Raw genomic sequence first — 17,131 nt, forward strand, 5'->3', positions numbered from 1 at the left:
TTCTTGCACTTGCAAACATGCTTCTTCATAAAGAAGCAGAGCCATGGAGTTACTGAATGCCGAGTTTGTTCCGTTTTCTCGCCATATTGGCGATCATCGCCGGTGCGATATACGGAACGATGTGGGCACTGGTTGCGTTCGTCGAGCCGCAGGAGCGTGACGTGACGATCCGTATTCCGTCCGAGCGGATCAACCCTCCGTCCACCGGCGCCATCAACCCGTCCAAGAAGTGAAACGATGAAGGATCTCGGCTGGGTTCACGTCGAAGCCTTTCTGGAAATGATGAGCGCGGAGCGGGGCGCGGCCGCCAATACACTTTCTTCCTATGAGCGCGATCTTGACGATCTTCACGGCTTCCTGAACGGCAGGGGCGTGCGCCTGCTGGATGCGGCGTCGGCAGATCTGTCGGCCTATCTCTCTTCGCTCGCCGCGCAAGGGTTCAAACCATCGTCCCAGGCGCGGCGGCTGGCGGCGATGCGCCAGTTCTACAAGTTTCTCTACGCCGAAGGCCTGCGCACCGACGATCCGACTGGCGTTCTCGATGCGCCGAAGAAGGGCCGGGCTCTGCCGAAGACGATGGGGGTCGATGAGGTTGGCCGTTTGCTCGAACAGGCGGAAACCGAAGCGCAGGATCCCGCGCCCGGCCAACTGCAGCGGCTGCGGATGCTGGCCCTTCTCGAACTGCTCTATGCAACGGGGATGCGCGTCAGCGAGCTTGTTTCGCTTCCCGCCCGCGTGCTCGATCAGGACGGACGCTTCCTGATGATCCGCGGCAAGGGCAACAAGGAACGTCTCGTGCCGCTGTCGCAATCGGCGATCGTGGCACTGAAGCTCTACGGCCGGATGCTCGCCGCCGAGAACGCTGCCGCCAAGGTGCCACCGGAAAGCCCCTGGCTGTTTCCCGCAGCCTCCCGGGAAGGCTACTTGCCGCGCCAGGTTTTCGCACGTGACTTGAAGAATCTTGCGATCCGGGCAGGTCTCACCCCATCTATGATCTCGCCGCACGTCATGCGGCATGCATTTGCAAGCCACCTTCTCGCCAACGGCGCTGATCTTCGCGTCGTTCAGGAACTGCTCGGACACTCGGATATTTCAACCACGCAAATTTATACGCATGTGTTGGAGGAACGGCTTCAACAACTGGTCCAAACGCACCACCCCCTTGCCAAACAGGCTAAAAAGCAGGAATAGGACCGGCAACAAAGGGCGAGCTCAGAAAAAGTAGCCCCGGCAAAAGGAACGGAAACGCACCTCATGCACAACTATCTCGACTTCGAAAAGCCGATCTCCGACCTCGAAGGCAAGATCATCGAACTGAAGAAGCTCGCCACGGAAGACGAGAGCATCGACACGTCCGATGAAATCGGCAGGCTCGAAGTTCGCGTTCGCGAAGCGATGCTCGACATCTATTCGAAGCTGAACGCCTGGCAGAAGACACAGGTTGCGCGCCATCCGCAGCGGCCGCATTTCGTCGACTATGCCAAGACGCTGTTTCAGGAATTCACGCCTCTCGCCGGCGATCGCAAGTTCTCTGAGGATGCCGCTATCCAGGCGGGGCTTGCCCGCTTCCGCGGCCAGCCCGTCGCCGTTCTCGGCCAGGAAAAGGGCAACGACACGAAGAGCCGCCTAAAGCACAATTTCGGCAGCGCCCGTCCAGAAGGCTATCGCAAGGCGATCCGCGTCCTCGAGATGGCCGACCGCTTCAGCCTTCCCGTCATCACCCTCGTCGATACGGCAGGCGCCTATCCAGGCGTCGGCGCCGAAGAGCGTGGTCAGGCCGAAGCCATCGCCCGCTCGACCGAGATGTGTCTGTCGGTGAAGGTGCCGATCGTCTCCGTCGTCATCGGCGAAGGCGGCTCGGGCGGCGCAATCGCGATCGCCACCGGCAATCGCGTCTACATGCTGGAGCACGCGATCTACAGCGTCATCTCACCGGAAGGTGCGGCTTCGATCCTCTGGCGCGATTCCGCCCGCGCCAAGGAAGCGGCCACCAACATGAAGATCACCTCCGAGGACCTGAAGGCGCTCGGCATCATCGACGGCATCATCAGCGAGCCGCTCGGCGGCGCACACCGCGATCCGGACAGCGTGATCGCGGCAACCGGCGATGTCATTGCCAATGCGCTCGGCGAACTTTCCAACCGCACCGGCGAGCAGCTTCGCAACGACCGCCGGCAGAAATTCCTCAACATGGGCCGCAATTTGTAGTAGTCGAAGAGATGGCTGCGCGGTGAATGAGGCCAAACCTTGGCCACAATAATGTTATCAGTAACATTCCTACTTGCGGGGGACGCGAGCGCGCTTCATAGGCTGCTAAGAGTTTGTGAACCATAGTCAGCCTATGATTCGCTCCGCACCTGGGGCCGGGTTGCATACTGTTGATGGGCTATTTTGAATGCGCATTCGTCATTTTGCATATGTTTCCCTGATGGCTCTGGCCCTGGCCGGCTGCAACGATGCATTGGAAACGGCCCAGGTCGACCTCTCGAAGGTCAAGAACAAGGTCGAGCAGCCGCTACCGCCGAAGATCCTGTCCGAGATGTCGGCCAAGGGCATGCAGCGCAATTCGCCGATCATGATCCGCATCTTCAAGGAAGAAGGCGCGCTGGAGATCTGGAAGGCGAAGACCGACAATCGCTTCGACAAGATCGCCGAATACAAGATCTGCGCCTGGTCGGGCCGCCTCGGCCCGAAGGTGAAGGAGGGTGACCGGCAGGCGCCGGAAGGCTTCTATGAGCTGACACGCGCCAACCTGAATCCGAATTCGAAGTATTATCTCGCGATCAATACCGGCTTCCCGAACCGCTACGACGCCGTCAACGGCCGTAACGGCACCAATCTGATGATCCATGGCGCATGCTCTTCGTCGGGCTGCTACTCGATGACCGACCAGCAGGTGCTGGAGATTTACGCGTTCGCTCGCGATGCCTTTGCCGGCGGCCAGTCGACGGTGCAGCTTCAGGCGTTCCCGTTCCGCATGACGGCGGAGAACATGGTGCGGCATCGCCTCAACCAGAACATCGAGTTCTGGAACATGCTGAAGGTCGGCTACGACAACTTCGAGGTCACCAAGCGTCCTCCTGAGGTGAATTTCTGCGAGAAGAAATACGTCTTCAACCAGCAGGCAACCGACAATGGCGAATTCAATGCGGCCGGGAAGTGCCCGGCAATGTCGACGCCGCCGGCGCTGACGGCTGCCCTTGCCTCCTATGGCAAGACCTACGACGCCGACTACGCCAAAGCCATGAAGAAATATGACGGCATGGCCTGGTACGATCCGAGCGAGGCCGAGCGCAAGGCCGTGGTCGCGAAGCTCAGAAAGGGTCGCGAGCTGGCCTATGCACCAACCGGCACCTCGCTCGAGGCCGGCAAGATGGTCAAGGTCGCCGATCTCGAAGAGATGATGGCGAGCAAGACCGCATCCACGGTTGCCGCAAATGCTGCGCCCGGTGCTGCTCCGGCCACGCCCGAAGCAAAGGAAATCGCCGTCGCCGCTGCCGTTCCGGCTCAGATTCCGGTCCCCACGCCGAGCCCGCTGGCATTCGCGCCGGTAGAGCAGCCGGAATCTGTGGAAGTCGCCTCAAAGAAGCCGTTCTGGAAGTTCTGGGCCAAGGACTGATGGCGTGAGTGCCATTCTCTACGACTTGCGCGGGCTGAAATGCCCGCTCCCGGTGCTGAAGACCCGCCGCAAGATGTCCTCCTTGCCAAGCGGTTCATTGATCCAGGTCGAAACGACCGATCCGCTCGCTGGAATAGACATCCCTCATTTCTGCAACGAAGACGGACACGAGCTCATCGAGACCGCAAAGACCGACACCGGCCACCGGTTCCTCATCCGCAAGGGATAGATCAGAACCGCATGCCCGGCACGGCGAGCGGATTGTCGTTCAGCGCCGTCCGGTCCGGCGTATCGATGCGCGGTTTGCCGAGGAACGCATCGAACAGATCCTTGACGAAGGCGTCCCGCAAATCCTTGGTGATCAGCACCATGCGCGTGCGGCGGTCCTGAGGGTCCGGCCAGGCTGGCAGGCGCGACGGCGGATGGAAGATGCTCTGCACACCGTGAAGCACCAGCGGGCGATCCGGACGGTCCGAGACCGCAACGATCGCCTTCATCCGCAGCAGCTTCTCGCCATGCGCCGAACGCAGGAGGTCGATGAACATATCAAGCGCCATCGGATCGATCGGCTTCTCCTCGATGATCGAGAAGGACCGGATCGAGCTATCGTGGCGGTTCACATCATGCGGGTCCTGGTGATCGTGTCCGTGATGATGGTCATGGTGGTGATGATGCCCGTCAGCGCCGTGGTGATGATGGTCATGATGGTGATGCGCGTCGTGCGTATCCCCATCCAGCAGCCAGCGGCCAACGTCGGCAATCTTGCTTGCCGGATCGTAGAGGCCGTTGACGAGCACGCCCACCTGCCCTGCCTCAGTGCTGTCGGCATCCATCAATGCGGCGCGCGGATTGAGGGCATCAAGACGCGCTTCCAGCGCCCGCAACACCTCCTGCGAAGCCATCGTCCGTTTGGAGAGAATGAGCCGATCGGCAACCGCCGCCTGCTTCACCGCCTCCTCGTGGTTGTCGAGGGTCTGCGCACCGTTGACCGCATCGACCACGGTCACGATGCCATCAAGGTCGAAATTGGTGGCGATGATGGGGTTGCCCATGATCGCCTGCATGACGGGCGCCGGATCGGCAAGACCGGTCGTTTCGATCACGACGCGCTTCACCGGCTTGACGCGGCCGGTCTGCACCGCGTCCATCAGGTTGGCCAACGTATCGACCAGTTCGCCGCGCACGGTGCAGCAGAGGCAGCCGTCCGACAGCTCGATGATCGCGTCGCCGGAGCTTTCCACCAGCAGATGATCGATGCCGACGTCACCAAACTCGTTGATGATCACGGCGGCGTCCTTCATCGCCGGATCCTTGAGGATACGGTTCAGCAGCGTCGATTTGCCGGCACCAAGAAAGCCGGTCAGGATGGTGACCGGGATCCGATCGGAAGCAGCGCTCATCGCGAACTGACCTTAAAAGGAGGTGGCCGGACGCGGCAGCGGCACCGGCACATTGGCGACCGTTCCCGCGGTGTCGGCAGTCGCCAGCTTATCCGGCTGCGGTTCGTTCTGGCCCGGAATAAGCCCCGCGAAGACGAAATTCGGCTCGTGGTCCATTTCCTGAATATAGGGCGACTGAACCTTCATCCGGCCGACTTCGTCGCGTGTCTCGCTGCGCACCTTGGCACCCTTGGCACTGCAGATATCGGCGGTGATGTCGGCGACCTGATCCTGGCCCGGCCCGTAGGGTCGCAATGAGCTGAGCGTATCGGGTGCGGCAAACTGCGAGGTGAAGCCCTTCTGCAGCAGGTCGGCGGAGGCATCCGCGCGCGCCGCGAGACTGTCGGTGCCGAGCACGACGGATATCAAGGTACGACCGTTGCGCGTCGCCGAAGCAATCTGGTTGAAGCCCGAAGCACAGATGAAGCCGGTCTTCATACCGTCGGCGCCGGCGAAGCGGCCGATCAGGACGTTGATGCTTGGTACGTTCTTGGCGCCGGTCGTGATGCCCTCAAGCGAGAAATAGCCGGCATATTGCGGGAAGTCGCGACGCAGCGCGACGGAAAGAACCGCGAGATCGCGCGCCGTCGTGTACTGGCCCTTGCCAGGCAGGCCGTTCGGATTGACGAAATGCGAGTCCGCCATGCCGAGCTTCGCAGCCTCGGCGTTCATCTTCAGCACGAAGGCTTCCTGCGTACCGCCGACGGCTTCCGCAACGGCAACGGCGATGTCGTTTGCCGACTTGACCATCAGGATCTTCAGCGCGCTGTCGAGCGTCAGCTTCTGTCCCGGCTTGAAATACATCTTGGCCGGCGGCTGGGCAGCCGCCCGCTTGCTCATGACAATGGGCGTATCGAGGCTGATCTGGCCGGCGCGAACCGCATCGAAGACGGTGTAGACGGTCATCAGCTTGGTGAGCGAAGCCGGATACCACTTGCGGAACGCTTCCTCATGCTCCAGCACGCGGCCGCTCTGCACATCCACCAGGATATGCGGGTTCGCATAGGCTTGGGCAGAGGCCGAGAGAGCGATGGCGGCTGCGGAAGCTGCGATTGAAAGCGGCCGCAAGGCGGCAAGCAAGCGATTCTGACGCGTCGACACGGTTCGTCCTTAAGATGTCCGGAAGTCTCGAAAGTTTCCCCTATTTAACGTATATGGCCATGACATGGCAAAGGGCCTTGATTAAGTTATTTCTGCGGCATCGTGTCCCCGCGACCCGGTGCTGTCCCCGTTTCGATTTCACGACAGGAAGCTGACATGCCGATTTTGAACAGAGCCGCCGAACTTCAGGACGAGGTGACAGAGTGGCGCCGGCATATCCATGCGCGCCCCGAACTTCTCTTCGCGGTCGAGAACACCGCTGCCTTCGTGGCCGAGAAACTCAAGGAGTTCGGCGTCGATGAGATCGTCACCGGCATCGGCAGAACAGGCGTTGTCGGCCTGATCAAGGGCAAGGGCGAAGGCACCCGCACCATCGGCCTGCGCGCCGACATGGACGCGCTGCCGCTCACCGAAATCACCGGCAAGCCCTGGGCTTCGACAACTCCCGGCAAGATGCATGCCTGCGGCCACGACGGCCATACAGCCATGCTGCTCGGCGCGGCGAAATATCTGGCAGAAACGCGTAACTTCAACGGCAATATCGCGGTTATCTTCCAGCCGGCTGAGGAAGGCGGCGGCGGCGGCAACCTGATGGTCAAGGACGGCATGATGGAGCGCTTCGGCATCGAAGAGGTCTACGGCATGCACAACCTGCCGGGGCTTCCTGTCGGGCACTTCGCCATCCGCAGCGGCGCGATCATGGCGGCCACCGACGAATTCACCATCACCATCAAGGGCCGCGGCGGCCACGCGGCACAGCCCCACCGCACGGTCGACCCGATCGCCATCGGCGCGCAGATCGTCAGCAACCTACAGCTCATCGCCTCGCGAAGTGTGGATCCGCTGCGCTCGGTCGTCGTCTCGGTCACCAAGTTCAACGCCGGCTTCGCGCACAATGTCATTCCGAACGACGCGACGATCGCCGGGACGGTGCGCACGCTCGACGAAGAGGTGCGCAATCTTGCCGAAAAGCGATTGAAGCAGGTCGTCAACGGCCTGGTCGCGGCCCACGGCGCCGAAGTCGATATCGACTTCAACCGGAACTACCCGGTCACCTACAACCACGCGACGGAAACCGGCCATGCGGTGCGCATCGCCGGCGAGATCGCGGGCGCCGGCAACGTCAACGCCGAGATCGACCCGATGATGGGCGGCGAGGACTTCTCCTATATGCTCAACGCCCGTCCCGGCGCATTCATCTTCATCGGCAATGGCGACACGGCGGGCCTGCACAACCCGGCCTATGATTTCAACGACGAAACCATCGCCCACGGCATTTCCTATTGGGTGCGGCTCGCGGAACAGCGCCTCGGCGCCTGAAATCCGACTTCATCCAACACGTGCAAAAGAGCTTGGCTTCCGGCCAAGCCTTTTGTATGCATGACGCTCAAGTGGTCCCGTAGCTCAGCAGGATAGAGCATCAGATTCCTAATCTGAGGGTCACGCGTTCGAATCGCGTCGGGATCACCAGTCTTTTCAATAAGTTATACTAACTTTTGACGATTCCATGTTGCGCCCATGTTGCGTGTTGCTCCCCTTGGTTTCTGGGCGTTCCCCTCGACTATCGGCGAATCCATGCAACACGTGACGCGTTTCGGCACGTAGAACCGGCGCGTTCCGGGCGCCCGTCAGTAGGCGCACGAGAGCGCGTGGGTCGGTCTGAAGCCATGATTGCAGGCGGGATTCACGGAGTGCCGTGGCTGATATTGAAAATCAGGGCGATTTGAATTCTGCTGGGTCGTACAAGCCGAAGCAAACGCGGCCAGCCCGATCAGCATTCCGGCTGCTACGAAAGTCCGAAATTTGCTCATATGTGTCTCCTCAGCAAAGTCCTGCGCTCATCATTGACCGCTGAGTGTTTTTTAGTCCATCCGAGACTTTGGTCCCACTTCGCAAGCGCGCGATGCGCTCCATTTTTGCGTTGTCCCACCCCATCAGACACCGGAAAGCTGCAAGCGAAGCAACTCGCGCGTTGCCAGTTCTCAGACGGAAAACCGCTATTGGGGTGAAGAGCTCTTTGACGCATTTGCCGCCATCGCGCGTAGGCCGTCTCGAATAGTCCGATGAGCGGACTGCGTTACCATTATGGAAAGGGAAAACAGAAGAATGAGCGTCCACACAAATAGGCCGAACATGATGCCGGCCGCGATCAGCCGCGTTGCCGCCCACTGCCAAAACGTGGCAACGTACTTCCCCAACATTCGCACAGATTTTCCATCCACTTGGCTGATTAGCCAATCTCCTGCGCAATATATTGCATGAATGCTCTAGGATTACGACTAAGCTGCAGCATGGATAGAAGATGCGTCTCAGAACTCCTTATTTCATGGGGATTCGGAACGGATTCCTGATCTGGGGTCACGCGTTCGAATCACGTCTGAATCACCAGCGCACCAGCGGTTCAAGAAGTCTCAGTCTGCGCAGCGTGTCTGCTAGCGCTGCTCCGTGGAATGTCCGTTCATCGAACGTTAAGCACGAACATGCAATTCGTGCGATCGGCGAGGGGGGTTAACCTCGACGGAGGCACAATGAAGAAACTGGTCTTGTCCGTGGTCACCGCAGCGATAGCGGCCAGCAGCGTCCTTGCCGTGGCCGAAACGGCTGCGGCTCAAGAATGGCGTCAACCATATTACGACGATCCGCCGCCCCCACGCAGACATCACCACCATAACAATGGCGCGGCGATTGCGGGCGGCTTGGCTGCCGGCGTGATCGGCGGCCTCATCGGTGGCGCGATTGTCAACAACAACAGCGGGCCGCGCTATATCGATCCGCCGCCTCCACCTCCACCGCCGCCGCCACGCTGCTGGTTTGAGGACCGCGACGTTCGTAACGCCTATGACGGCGGCTGGCACACGGAAAGCGTTCGAGTCTGCAGCTAGTCGCTGGAGCGGCGAGCAAGGCCGGGAATTATTCCCGGCCACGCACCACCTAAAGCCTTGTCAGAAACGTCTCCAGCTCCTCGGCATCCACAGGCACGCGATGACGCTCGTCCGGATAGGCACCGCTTTCGATGTCGGCCGCGTATTCGCGGAATGCGGCGATCCGTTCGGCCTGGATGCGGTCATACTCCGCCGCAAGGTTGCGATAGACCTTGGCATGGCGCGGATAGTGCCCGCGGTTGAGGCCCAGCACATCCTCAGAGAAGAGATATTGGGCATCGCATCCGCTGCCGGCGCCCATTGAGATCATCAGCATCGAGGTCCGCTCCGAAATCGCCGTGGCCACTTCGGCCGGCACGACCTCGATCTCCGCGCTGAACGCGCCTGCGGCCTCCAGATCCTTCACCTGCTTGTAGACGAGAGCCGCGGTTTCGGCTGTCTTGCCGACCGCGCGAAAACCGCCGGTCCATGTGGAGTGTGAGGGAATAAGCCCTGTGTGTCCACAGACCGGAATATACTCGTCACGCAGCCGCCGGATCGTCTGCAGGCTTGCGGCACAATAGACGGCGTCCGCAGAAGCTGCCCGCATTTTCACGGCCGAGCGCAGAATCTCGTCGGTGGTGGCGCCGCTCTGACCATACTCGCCGCCCGGGATGGCGAAGCGCCCGGGGGCGGCATCGCGAAATCGCGGATCGAAGAGGAGTTCGGGCGGAACGGAAATCAGGTCGATGCCGGCAGCCTCGGCCGCTTCGGCCTCTTCCAGCGACACAACGCGCAGCATGCTGAGCTGCCGCTTGCCCTTCATTGCCAGGAGGTCATGCACAGTCGGACGCACTTGTTTGCCCATCGCTAATACCTTGAGAATAGGGGTCGCCGGTCAGGCGGCCAGGAGGGATTTCAATTTGACGCTGCTTGCGACTAGCGCCGCCGGATCCGGATGCGCCCGCGCCGCAATCAGCATTTCGGCAAGCCGGATATCGCGGGCGACCGCGTTGCCGCGACCGATGCCGCTGGCAGCAAGCAGCCTGCCGGCCTGATCGAGATGAAAGAGAATGAAAGCGCCGTCGCCGAGGTCCCGGCGCAAATGCCGGACGGCGCCCTCCGCCAAGCCAGCGATCTGCAGGGTTACGTCGTACTGATCGGACCAAAACCAGGGCACGGCGGAAACAGTTTCGCCAAGTCCCATCATGTTGGCTGCGGCCAGAGTTCCTTGCTCCTGCGCATTTCGCCAGGATTCGAGCCGGACACGCCGGCCTCCATAGATCGCCAGCGGGAAGGAGCAGCAGTCGCCAGCCGCGTAGATGTCAGGCGCCGAAGTGCGGAGGAACTCATCGACGGCGATACCATTGTCGATTTGAAGACCGGCGTAAGCGGCAAGCTCCGTATTGGGCGTGGCGCCGATTCCGACGAGCACGAGATCTGCGCTGACCGTGCTGCCGTCGGCCAGTTGAATGATGGCTCCGTCGTTGTCTTCCGCAATCGCGGTGATTGCCACGCCGCAGCGGATGTCGACGCCCTCGAGCGAATGCCGTTCGCAGATCACCCCCGCGACCTCCTCCGGCACGCCTCGCTTCAACACGCGTTCCAGGCCTTCGAGAACTGTCACGTCAGTTCCGAGCACACGTGCCGTCGCGGCAAGTTCCAGGCCGATAAAACCGCCGCCAATGATCACGATATGCTTTCCGGGCACCATCACCGTGCGAAGGGCTGCCGCGTCGGCATGGGTACGCAGCAGACGGATGCGCTTGCTGTCTTCGGCGATCCCGGGAAACGCCCGCGCGCGGGCGCCCGTCGCGAACAAAAGCTTGTCGTAGGCAATGGTACGGCCATCGGAAAGCGTAACGGCCTTTGCATCGGGATCGAGATCCTGAACCGTCACGCCCGTCAGCAGGCAGATTTTGCCCGCGGCATACTTCTCCGGTTCCGCGATGAATTTCGGCCCGGCAGCCTCTTCTTCGGCCGCCTTCGAAAGCGGCGGTCGCTCGTAAGGGGCGAGGGATTCGCTTCCAATCAGCGTGATCTCGCCGTCAAACCCTTTTTCGCGCAGAGCAAACGCCGCGCGTGCGCCGCATTCCCCTGCCCCGATGATCACGAAATGGGTCATGGCGGGCTCCTCAGATCGAAATGAAGACCGTGCCGTCTTCGACCTTCACGGGATAGGTGGCGAGGTTGACGCAAACCGGCGCCCCCTTGGCCTGCCCCGTCTTGTAATTGAAACGGCCATTGTGCTTCGGACATTCGATGATCTCGTCGATGACGAGGCCATCGGCCAGATGGACCTGCTCGTGCGTGCAGAGCCCGTCGGTTGCGAAAAACTCGTCGTCAGGGCTGCGATAGACCGCAAACGTCCTGCCTTGATGGTCGAACCGCATGACGTCTTCCTCGTCGATGTCCTCGACCGCACAGACCTCGATCCATTTTCCGCTCATCATGTCCTCCCAGAACTTCGTGTTTTGTGCTGCGCTATTGGGCGGCCGGCGCAAGTTCGGCGTGGAATTCCTCACGATACGGCCGAGCCGTCGCCGGCAGCTCGCGTTTCAGGAAATAGTCCTCATTGCGCAGTTGGCGCAGGAATGCCGGGAGCATCTCGCGATAACCGGACCAGATCGACGGGTTCGCCGTCGGCAGATCGTGTTTGATCATTGCGTGCAGGCGCGGCAGCGCGTGATAGGGCACCATCGGAAACATGTGATGCTCGACGTGGTAGTTCATGTTCCAGTAAATGAAGCGGCTGACGGGGTTCATGTGAACCGTGCGGCTGTTCAGCCGATGGTCGATGACGTTGTCCGCAAGACCGCCATGCTGCAAAAGACCGGTCAGCACATGATGCCATGCGCCATAGAGCCGCGGCAGACCAATCAATACCAGCGGCAGGATGGACCCCACCGCAATCGCAGCGGCGATCGTGACGACATAGATCGCAAGCCAGATGCGGGCGATCAAGATGGTGCGCGGCTGCTCCATCTCGGGAATGAAGGTCTTCTCCTCCGCGCTGATGACGCCAAAGGCATTGCGCAGCATGTCAACCATCGCATGCCAGACATCGAGAATGCCGAGGAAATTGAAGATCAGCCGCAGCAGGTCCGGCGGGCGCATCACGGCAATCTCGGGATCGCGGCCGACGATCACCGTGTCGGTGTGATGGCGCGTATGGCTCCAGCGCCAGGTCACCGGATTGCGCATGATCATGAAGCAGGCGATCTGATAGACGGCATCGTTCATCCAGCGCGTCTTGAAGGCCGTGCCGTGACCGCACTCATGCCAACGGCTATCGGATGCTGAACCGTAGAGCACCCCATAGGCAAGAAAGAAGGGCACACAGAGCCAGGAGCCCCAGAAGTAGACGCCAAGCCCGGCAAGGACGATCATTGCGCCGAGCCAGATGATCGTGTCGCGAATGGCCGGCGCATCGGAACGCTGCATCAGCGCCTTCATGTCCTTGCGCGGAACCTCGGTGTGATACCACTCCGCCGCCGCCAGCCCCATGTCGACGGCCGTTCGGCCGCTTTCGCCGAGCAGGCTGTAGTCTCGCTTCTTCGTTTGATCCACCATCGCAACCTCCCGCATGCCATCCCTCTCGGCCTGTCCAAACGAGAATATGTTGACTTTCATCAAGCGACAATGCAGCCTTGATGTATTCTATCAAAACCCATCATTACAGCCACATCACAATGATGGATTCTTGCAAGGACTCATGGTGAAGCGACCAACAATACAGGATCTGGCAGATGCTTCCGGCGTCAGCGTCGCAACGGTCGATCGTGTGCTGAACGGACGTCATCGCGTGCGTGAGGAGACAGCCCGGCGCGTCTATAACGCGGCCGCCTCGATCGGCTACCATGCCGTCGGCCTGCTCAGACAGCGCGTGTTTCAGGACCTCCCGCATCACCGGCTGGGCTTTCTACTGCAACGTCCGACACAGTCGTTCTATCAAACGCTCGCTCGCGAAATCGAGCAGGCAGCCAACGCCAACACATCATCTCGCATCACCGCCCAGATCGAATATGCGACGGCGTCCACACCTGCGGCGATCATCGAAACGCTGAAGCTTCTTGCCAGTCGCAACCAGGCGATTGCATTGGTCGGACCGGACTATCCGGCCGTCACGGCCGAGGTTGAAAGTCTGAAAGCCAGGGGCATCGCCGCCTTTTCCATTCTGTCAGATCTCGCCAGTGGCGTCCGCCAGGGCTATGTCGGCCTGAACAATCGAAAGGTCGGGCGCACGGCCGCGTGGATGATCGCGAAGGCCGCCAAGAGACCCGGCAAGGTCGCCTGCTTCGTCGGCAGCCACCGCTATCACGGGCATGAGCTGCGCGAGATCGGCTTCCGCTCGTATTTTCGCGAGAATGCGCCAGATTTCGAGGTTCTCGAAACACTGATAAACCTCGAGACCCCGGAGATCACGCACGAGGCCACCATCAACCTGCTCAAGCAGCACCCCGACCTCGTCGGTTTCTATGTATGCGGCGGCGGCATGGAAGGTGCGATCTCCGCTGTCCGCGAAGAAGGCCTCGCGGGCAAGCTTGCCGTGGTCGTCAATGAACTGACACCGGACTCGCGCGCAGCACTCGCAGACGATGTGGTGACCATGGCGATCGCAACGCCCGTCAAGAGCCTCTGCAACGAGCTGATCACACTGATGACCACGTCCATCGGATCAGAGGGCGACGCCGTCCCGGGACAGTCGTTCCTGCCTTTCGACATCTACACCTCAGAGAACATCTAACGCCCGGCGGCACGCCGACTTGTCGCAATGTTCCTGCGACCTCAGGTTTGATGTCTTCTCCTCTGAAGCTGTTAGCGTTCAGAGCGCGCCGCCCAGGAAAGGCCGCGGCGAAGAATGAGACGCATATAGGGGTGATCGAACTCGCTCGCGACGTGACCGAGAGCGGAGTAGAAGACACGCCCCTGACCGAATTGGCGCTTGAAGGCGACGGGCATTGTGACGTTGCGGGCAGCCGCGTCATACTCTCCGGAAAAGCTCGTCGTCGCCAGGATTTCGACGGAAGGATCGTAGTGGAGATAGTACTGCTCGGACCGATAGTCGAAGTCGGGAACCCCCTCCATTACAGGATCGTGCTGGCGGGTAACGTTGACACGGAAATCGATGATATTGCCGGGATGGGCGACCCATGTGACGCCGGAGACATATCGGAACGGTGCACTCTCCTTGAACGAGGTCGCAAGCGCGCCATGATGCCCACCGAGACCGAGACCGCCACGCACTGCCGACACCAACGCATCCGCATGCGCCCTCTCTATTTTTTCACCGGTTACGACAGGCACGAGCAGATCCGCTTCACCGATCACAGCTGACCCGAAGATGCCGAGATCGCCGGTCACCTCGACGGCAAAATCATCCTCTCGCAACAACTCCGCAATGCGGTGAGCACACTCCTCGGGTTCGTGGCCGATCCAGCCGCCCCAGACGATGATCGCTCTGCGCATTAGCACCTCCCTTGCCGAACACACTGCGCCGCCGAGACGGCCAACTCTCCTTTACGACAAGACCGATACCACAAACCAGCGCAAGCCTTTGCCAATCACATTTTCTGTCGGCGATCGGAAGGCGGAACTTTTCCGACCCGCAGGGCGTTTGGCGGGAAAGAAAGGAGTGCTTGCCATGCGCATGAAATTGACGTTGCTTGCATTGGCATATCTCACCGTTAGCGGCTTGTTGCTTGCAACCGCCTATAAATCGACGGGGCCGATCACCACGCCAAAGACGGACAGGATCGCAGCCTTCCAGATGGAACGCTTTGCCGGTTGAGGGATAATTACGCTACTTCAATATCATTGCGCACGGGTCTCGTCCCGGCGATAGCCCGCGCGACGACGGTTGCACGCTCGATCTCGGCTGGCGTGGCAACCATGCCCGTCAGCACGATGGTATGATCTTCGAGCGTGACCTTCACGTCCGCAGCATCGATCCCACCAGCCACAGCCAGAGCATTCGCCACGGCCTCCTCGAGCGCGGCGTCCTTGTCAGCGCCGGTCTCGGGCTCGAAGGGTTCGCCGTAGAACGTCGGTTGCTTGAAAACCATTTGCCTTCCTCCTGTCTCAACTACAAAACGCGGCGATTGGCCGATTGGTTTCGCGCCACACTACGAGACATCCCTGCGGGGGCGACCGCGCCGGCGGATCGTTGGACTTCTGCTGCGGCGCACACTTGCCGCTCATTTCAAACCCCTGTACAGCCAGAGCCAATGCAAGAGTTTTGGCGAAATCACCGATGATGGCAGGCGAAAGCGCGCCCAGGCGCCTCAGTATTTTTGGCTCAACCGGCTCGATCGGACAAAACACCCTCGACGTTGTCGAACAGCTGGGCGGGCGGGACCGCTACGAGATCTCCGTCGTCACCGGCAATGAGAACGTCCAGCTTCTGGCGCAGCAGGCGAAGTCTGCCGGCGCCAAGCTGGCGGTCACGGCCAGCGACGGCAAGTATCACTCGCTGAAGGAAGAACTGTCCGGCAGCGGCATTGCAGTCGCCGCCGGCGTATCGGGCCTGGCGGAAGCAGCTGACCTCGATGCGGATTGGGTAATGGCTGCCATTGTTGGTACCGCCGGACTGGCGCCGACGCTTGCCGCTGCCCGCAAGGGCGCCACGATCGCGCTTGCCAACAAGGAATGTCTGGTTTCCGCCGGTGACCTTTTTATCGATGCCGTGGCAAAGGGCGGCGGGCGGTTGATCCCGGTCGACAGTGAACACAGCGCGATCTTTCAATCTCTTGACGAAGACCAGCGGCACGCTGTCGAACGGATCATCCTGACGGCTTCGGGTGGCCCATTCCGCACTTGGTCGCGTGCCGACATGGCGAACGTGACCGCGGCGACGGCGCGTGCGCATCCCAACTGGTCCATGGGGTTGAAGATCTCGGTCGGCAGTGCCTCGATGTTCAACAAGGCGCTGGAGATGATTGAGGCGAAGCACCTTTTCGATGTTCGCCCGGACCAGATCGAAGTGATCGTGCATCCGCAATCGATCATTCACTCCATGGTCGGCTACACGGATGGATCGATCATCGCCCAGCTCGGCAGCCCCGACATGCGGACGGCGATCGGCTACGCACTCGACTACCCGCGCCGGCCGAAGCTGAATGTCGAGCGGCTGGATTTCGCCAAGCTCTCGCGCCTCGACTTCGAGGCGCCGGATGAAGAACGCTTCCCGGCGCTGAGACTGGCGCGCACCGTGTTGGAACGGGGCGGTGTGCAGGGGGCGGTAATGAATGCCGCCGAGGAAATCTCCTTCCACGCCTTCTGCGCAGGCCGCATAGGCTTTCTCAACATGGCTGACATTGCCGAACAGGTCATGGACGACATGATTGAGTATGGTGCTGCGATATCTATGGATGATGTGTTCGCAGCAGATAAAGAGGCACGGCGAAGAGCGGCGGAGATCGTCGCTCAAACGGAGAGGGCGGCGTAAATTACACGCCCCTAGCACGGCAGGCGATCGAAAAAACGCCTTCCTGTGCAACCTCGTGGCCGGGTCCGTTCTAACGATAGCAGCCAGCCGCCTGGCGCAGAATTTTCTCCCAGCGCGACCGAGGCCGCTTTACGCCAACATCTCCGATTTCGTTGCGCCCTTCGGCATAGACGATAGTATCTTGAAGGACTGGAGTTCGTTCCCGAGCGATACCATGGCATTGGCCATCGCCATGGCGACGGCAATTTTCCTCTATTCGCGGCGCTTCGGCGTTTTGTTTTTTATCTGGAGCATCGCCGTCGTTGGGTTTCCGCGTATGTACGCGGGACTTCACTCCATCAGCGACATCATTGGCGGGGCAATTCTCGGTTCGGCGATGACCTTGCTCGTCGACAAGCTTCTCCGCGAGAAGCTCGTGAAAATTCTACGATACTCCTTGGCGAACCACTTTCTGATCACCAACGTTGCGTTGATTTTGTTCCTGTTTCAGGTGGCAACCATCTTCGAAGACGTGCGAGCGTCTGGCGGCGACCTCAAGAACGCCATAAAACGCGAATATCTTGCGACAACACACGACAGGGACGAAATGATCACTGTCCTAGCCCATAGGAACTAGAGCGCCGCACATCCTTTCGGATGCACAAAAGGCGCTCTAACTCTTGCA

General features: G+C 60.5%; 19 protein-coding genes and 1 tRNA gene. 12 read left to right on the forward strand and 8 right to left on the reverse strand.

What is annotated here, in order from left to right:
• The first annotated feature begins 56 nt into the window (after nucleotides 1–56).
• The 5 genes from NBG89_RS15120 to NBG89_RS15140 all read left to right on the forward strand — a co-directional run bounded on the left by NBG89_RS15120 (nucleotide 57) and on the right by NBG89_RS15140 (nucleotide 3,848).
• The gene (locus NBG89_RS15120; protein ID WP_007789465.1) at nucleotides 57–233 is read left to right on the forward strand and encodes a hypothetical protein; all 177 of its coding nucleotides are present in this window, start codon (nucleotides 57–59) and stop codon (nucleotides 231–233) included.
• Nucleotides 234–237: 4 nt separating this feature from the next.
• Nucleotides 238–1,191: a site-specific tyrosine recombinase XerD gene (xerD, locus tag NBG89_RS15125; protein WP_431320616.1), complete on the forward strand. Its 954-nt coding sequence runs from the start codon at nucleotides 238–240 to the stop codon at nucleotides 1,189–1,191.
• 63 nt (nucleotides 1,192–1,254) lie between these two features.
• The gene (locus NBG89_RS15130; RefSeq protein WP_431320617.1) at nucleotides 1,255–2,208 is read left to right on the forward strand and encodes an acetyl-CoA carboxylase carboxyltransferase subunit alpha; all 954 of its coding nucleotides are present in this window, start codon (nucleotides 1,255–1,257) and stop codon (nucleotides 2,206–2,208) included.
• A 187-nt stretch (nucleotides 2,209–2,395) separates the two neighbouring features.
• Nucleotides 2,396–3,619 carry a L,D-transpeptidase family protein gene (locus NBG89_RS15135; RefSeq protein ID WP_431320618.1) on the forward strand — a complete coding sequence of 408 codons (1,224 nt, stop codon included), beginning with the start codon at nucleotides 2,396–2,398 and terminating at the stop codon, nucleotides 3,617–3,619.
• A 4-nt stretch (nucleotides 3,620–3,623) separates the two neighbouring features.
• Nucleotides 3,624–3,848, forward strand: a complete 225-nt coding sequence (locus NBG89_RS15140; protein ID WP_431320619.1) for a sulfurtransferase TusA family protein — start codon at nucleotides 3,624–3,626, stop codon at nucleotides 3,846–3,848.
• 1 nt (nucleotide 3,849) lies between these two features.
• On the opposite strand, the gene NBG89_RS15145 is transcribed toward NBG89_RS15140, so the two are convergent.
• Together NBG89_RS15145 and NBG89_RS15150 are read right to left on the reverse strand one after the other, a co-directional pair.
• A complete protein-coding gene (locus NBG89_RS15145; RefSeq protein WP_431320620.1) occupies nucleotides 3,850–5,019 on the reverse strand; it encodes a CobW family GTP-binding protein in 1,170 nt (389 codons plus the stop codon).
• A gap of 12 nt (nucleotides 5,020–5,031) precedes the next feature.
• Nucleotides 5,032–6,159 (reverse strand): D-alanyl-D-alanine carboxypeptidase family protein, encoded by a 1,128-nt coding sequence (locus NBG89_RS15150; RefSeq protein WP_431320621.1) that lies wholly within the window; start codon nucleotides 6,157–6,159, stop codon nucleotides 5,032–5,034.
• 156 nt (nucleotides 6,160–6,315) lie between these two features.
• On the opposite strand from NBG89_RS15150, the gene NBG89_RS15155 reads away from it, so the two are divergent.
• The 3 genes from NBG89_RS15155 to NBG89_RS15165 all read left to right on the forward strand — a co-directional run bounded on the left by NBG89_RS15155 (nucleotide 6,316) and on the right by NBG89_RS15165 (nucleotide 9,041).
• A complete protein-coding gene (locus tag NBG89_RS15155) occupies nucleotides 6,316–7,479 on the forward strand; it encodes a M20 aminoacylase family protein (protein ID WP_431320622.1) in 1,164 nt (387 codons plus the stop codon).
• Nucleotides 7,480–7,552: 73 nt separating this feature from the next.
• Nucleotides 7,553–7,629 (forward strand) — tRNA-Arg (locus tag NBG89_RS15160).
• Nucleotides 7,630–8,687: 1,058 nt separating this feature from the next.
• Complete coding sequence (locus NBG89_RS15165; protein ID WP_431320623.1) at nucleotides 8,688–9,041, forward strand: hypothetical protein; 354 nt, start codon at nucleotides 8,688–8,690, stop codon at nucleotides 9,039–9,041.
• Nucleotides 9,042–9,090: 49 nt separating this feature from the next.
• Here the strand turns inward: NBG89_RS15165 and NBG89_RS15170 are convergent, their stop codons facing one another.
• Genes NBG89_RS15170 through NBG89_RS15185 form a run of 4 tightly spaced genes read right to left on the reverse strand, consistent with a single transcriptional unit; the run spans nucleotide 9,091 to nucleotide 12,593 of the window.
• A complete protein-coding gene (locus NBG89_RS15170) occupies nucleotides 9,091–9,888 on the reverse strand; it encodes a 3-methyl-2-oxobutanoate hydroxymethyltransferase (RefSeq protein ID WP_431320624.1) in 798 nt (265 codons plus the stop codon).
• A gap of 30 nt (nucleotides 9,889–9,918) precedes the next feature.
• Nucleotides 9,919–11,145: an NAD(P)/FAD-dependent oxidoreductase gene (locus NBG89_RS15175; protein ID WP_431320625.1), complete on the reverse strand. Its 1,227-nt coding sequence runs from the start codon at nucleotides 11,143–11,145 to the stop codon at nucleotides 9,919–9,921.
• A 10-nt stretch (nucleotides 11,146–11,155) separates the two neighbouring features.
• On the reverse strand, nucleotides 11,156–11,470 hold the full coding sequence (locus tag NBG89_RS15180) for a MocE family 2Fe-2S type ferredoxin (protein WP_431322703.1): 315 nt from the start codon (nucleotides 11,468–11,470) through the stop codon (nucleotides 11,156–11,158).
• A gap of 34 nt (nucleotides 11,471–11,504) precedes the next feature.
• Nucleotides 11,505–12,593: a fatty acid desaturase family protein gene (locus tag NBG89_RS15185; RefSeq protein ID WP_431320626.1), complete on the reverse strand. Its 1,089-nt coding sequence runs from the start codon at nucleotides 12,591–12,593 to the stop codon at nucleotides 11,505–11,507.
• A gap of 142 nt (nucleotides 12,594–12,735) precedes the next feature.
• Here NBG89_RS15185 and NBG89_RS15190 point away from each other — a divergent pair, with 142 nt between their 5' ends.
• Complete coding sequence (locus NBG89_RS15190) at nucleotides 12,736–13,767, forward strand: LacI family DNA-binding transcriptional regulator (RefSeq protein WP_431320627.1); 1,032 nt, start codon at nucleotides 12,736–12,738, stop codon at nucleotides 13,765–13,767.
• Nucleotides 13,768–13,838: 71 nt separating this feature from the next.
• Here the strand turns inward: NBG89_RS15190 and NBG89_RS15195 are convergent, their stop codons facing one another.
• The gene (locus NBG89_RS15195) at nucleotides 13,839–14,489 is read right to left on the reverse strand and encodes a ThuA domain-containing protein (RefSeq protein WP_431320628.1); all 651 of its coding nucleotides are present in this window, start codon (nucleotides 14,487–14,489) and stop codon (nucleotides 13,839–13,841) included.
• A 175-nt stretch (nucleotides 14,490–14,664) separates the two neighbouring features.
• Between NBG89_RS15195 and NBG89_RS15200 the strand changes: the two genes are divergently transcribed.
• Nucleotides 14,665–14,811 carry a hypothetical protein gene (locus NBG89_RS15200; RefSeq protein WP_431320629.1) on the forward strand — a complete coding sequence of 49 codons (147 nt, stop codon included), beginning with the start codon at nucleotides 14,665–14,667 and terminating at the stop codon, nucleotides 14,809–14,811.
• Nucleotides 14,812–14,818: 7 nt separating this feature from the next.
• Here the strand turns inward: NBG89_RS15200 and NBG89_RS15205 are convergent, their stop codons facing one another.
• Nucleotides 14,819–15,085: a BON domain-containing protein gene (locus tag NBG89_RS15205; RefSeq protein ID WP_431320630.1), complete on the reverse strand. Its 267-nt coding sequence runs from the start codon at nucleotides 15,083–15,085 to the stop codon at nucleotides 14,819–14,821.
• 188 nt (nucleotides 15,086–15,273) lie between these two features.
• On the opposite strand from NBG89_RS15205, the gene dxr reads away from it, so the two are divergent.
• Both dxr and NBG89_RS15215 read left to right on the forward strand, forming a co-directional pair.
• Nucleotides 15,274–16,467 (forward strand): 1-deoxy-D-xylulose-5-phosphate reductoisomerase, encoded by a 1,194-nt coding sequence (gene dxr / locus NBG89_RS15210; RefSeq protein ID WP_431320631.1) that lies wholly within the window; start codon nucleotides 15,274–15,276, stop codon nucleotides 16,465–16,467.
• On the forward strand, nucleotides 16,394–17,083 hold the full coding sequence (locus NBG89_RS15215) for a phosphatase PAP2 family protein (RefSeq protein ID WP_431322704.1): 690 nt from the start codon (nucleotides 16,394–16,396) through the stop codon (nucleotides 17,081–17,083). The genes dxr and NBG89_RS15215 overlap by 74 nt, the downstream gene beginning before the upstream one ends.
• Nucleotides 17,084–17,131 lie beyond the last annotated feature (48 nt).

Source organism: Rhizobium sp. YTU87027 (genome assembly GCF_050644135.1).
Classification (GTDB): domain Bacteria; phylum Pseudomonadota; class Alphaproteobacteria; order Rhizobiales; family Rhizobiaceae; genus Rhizobium.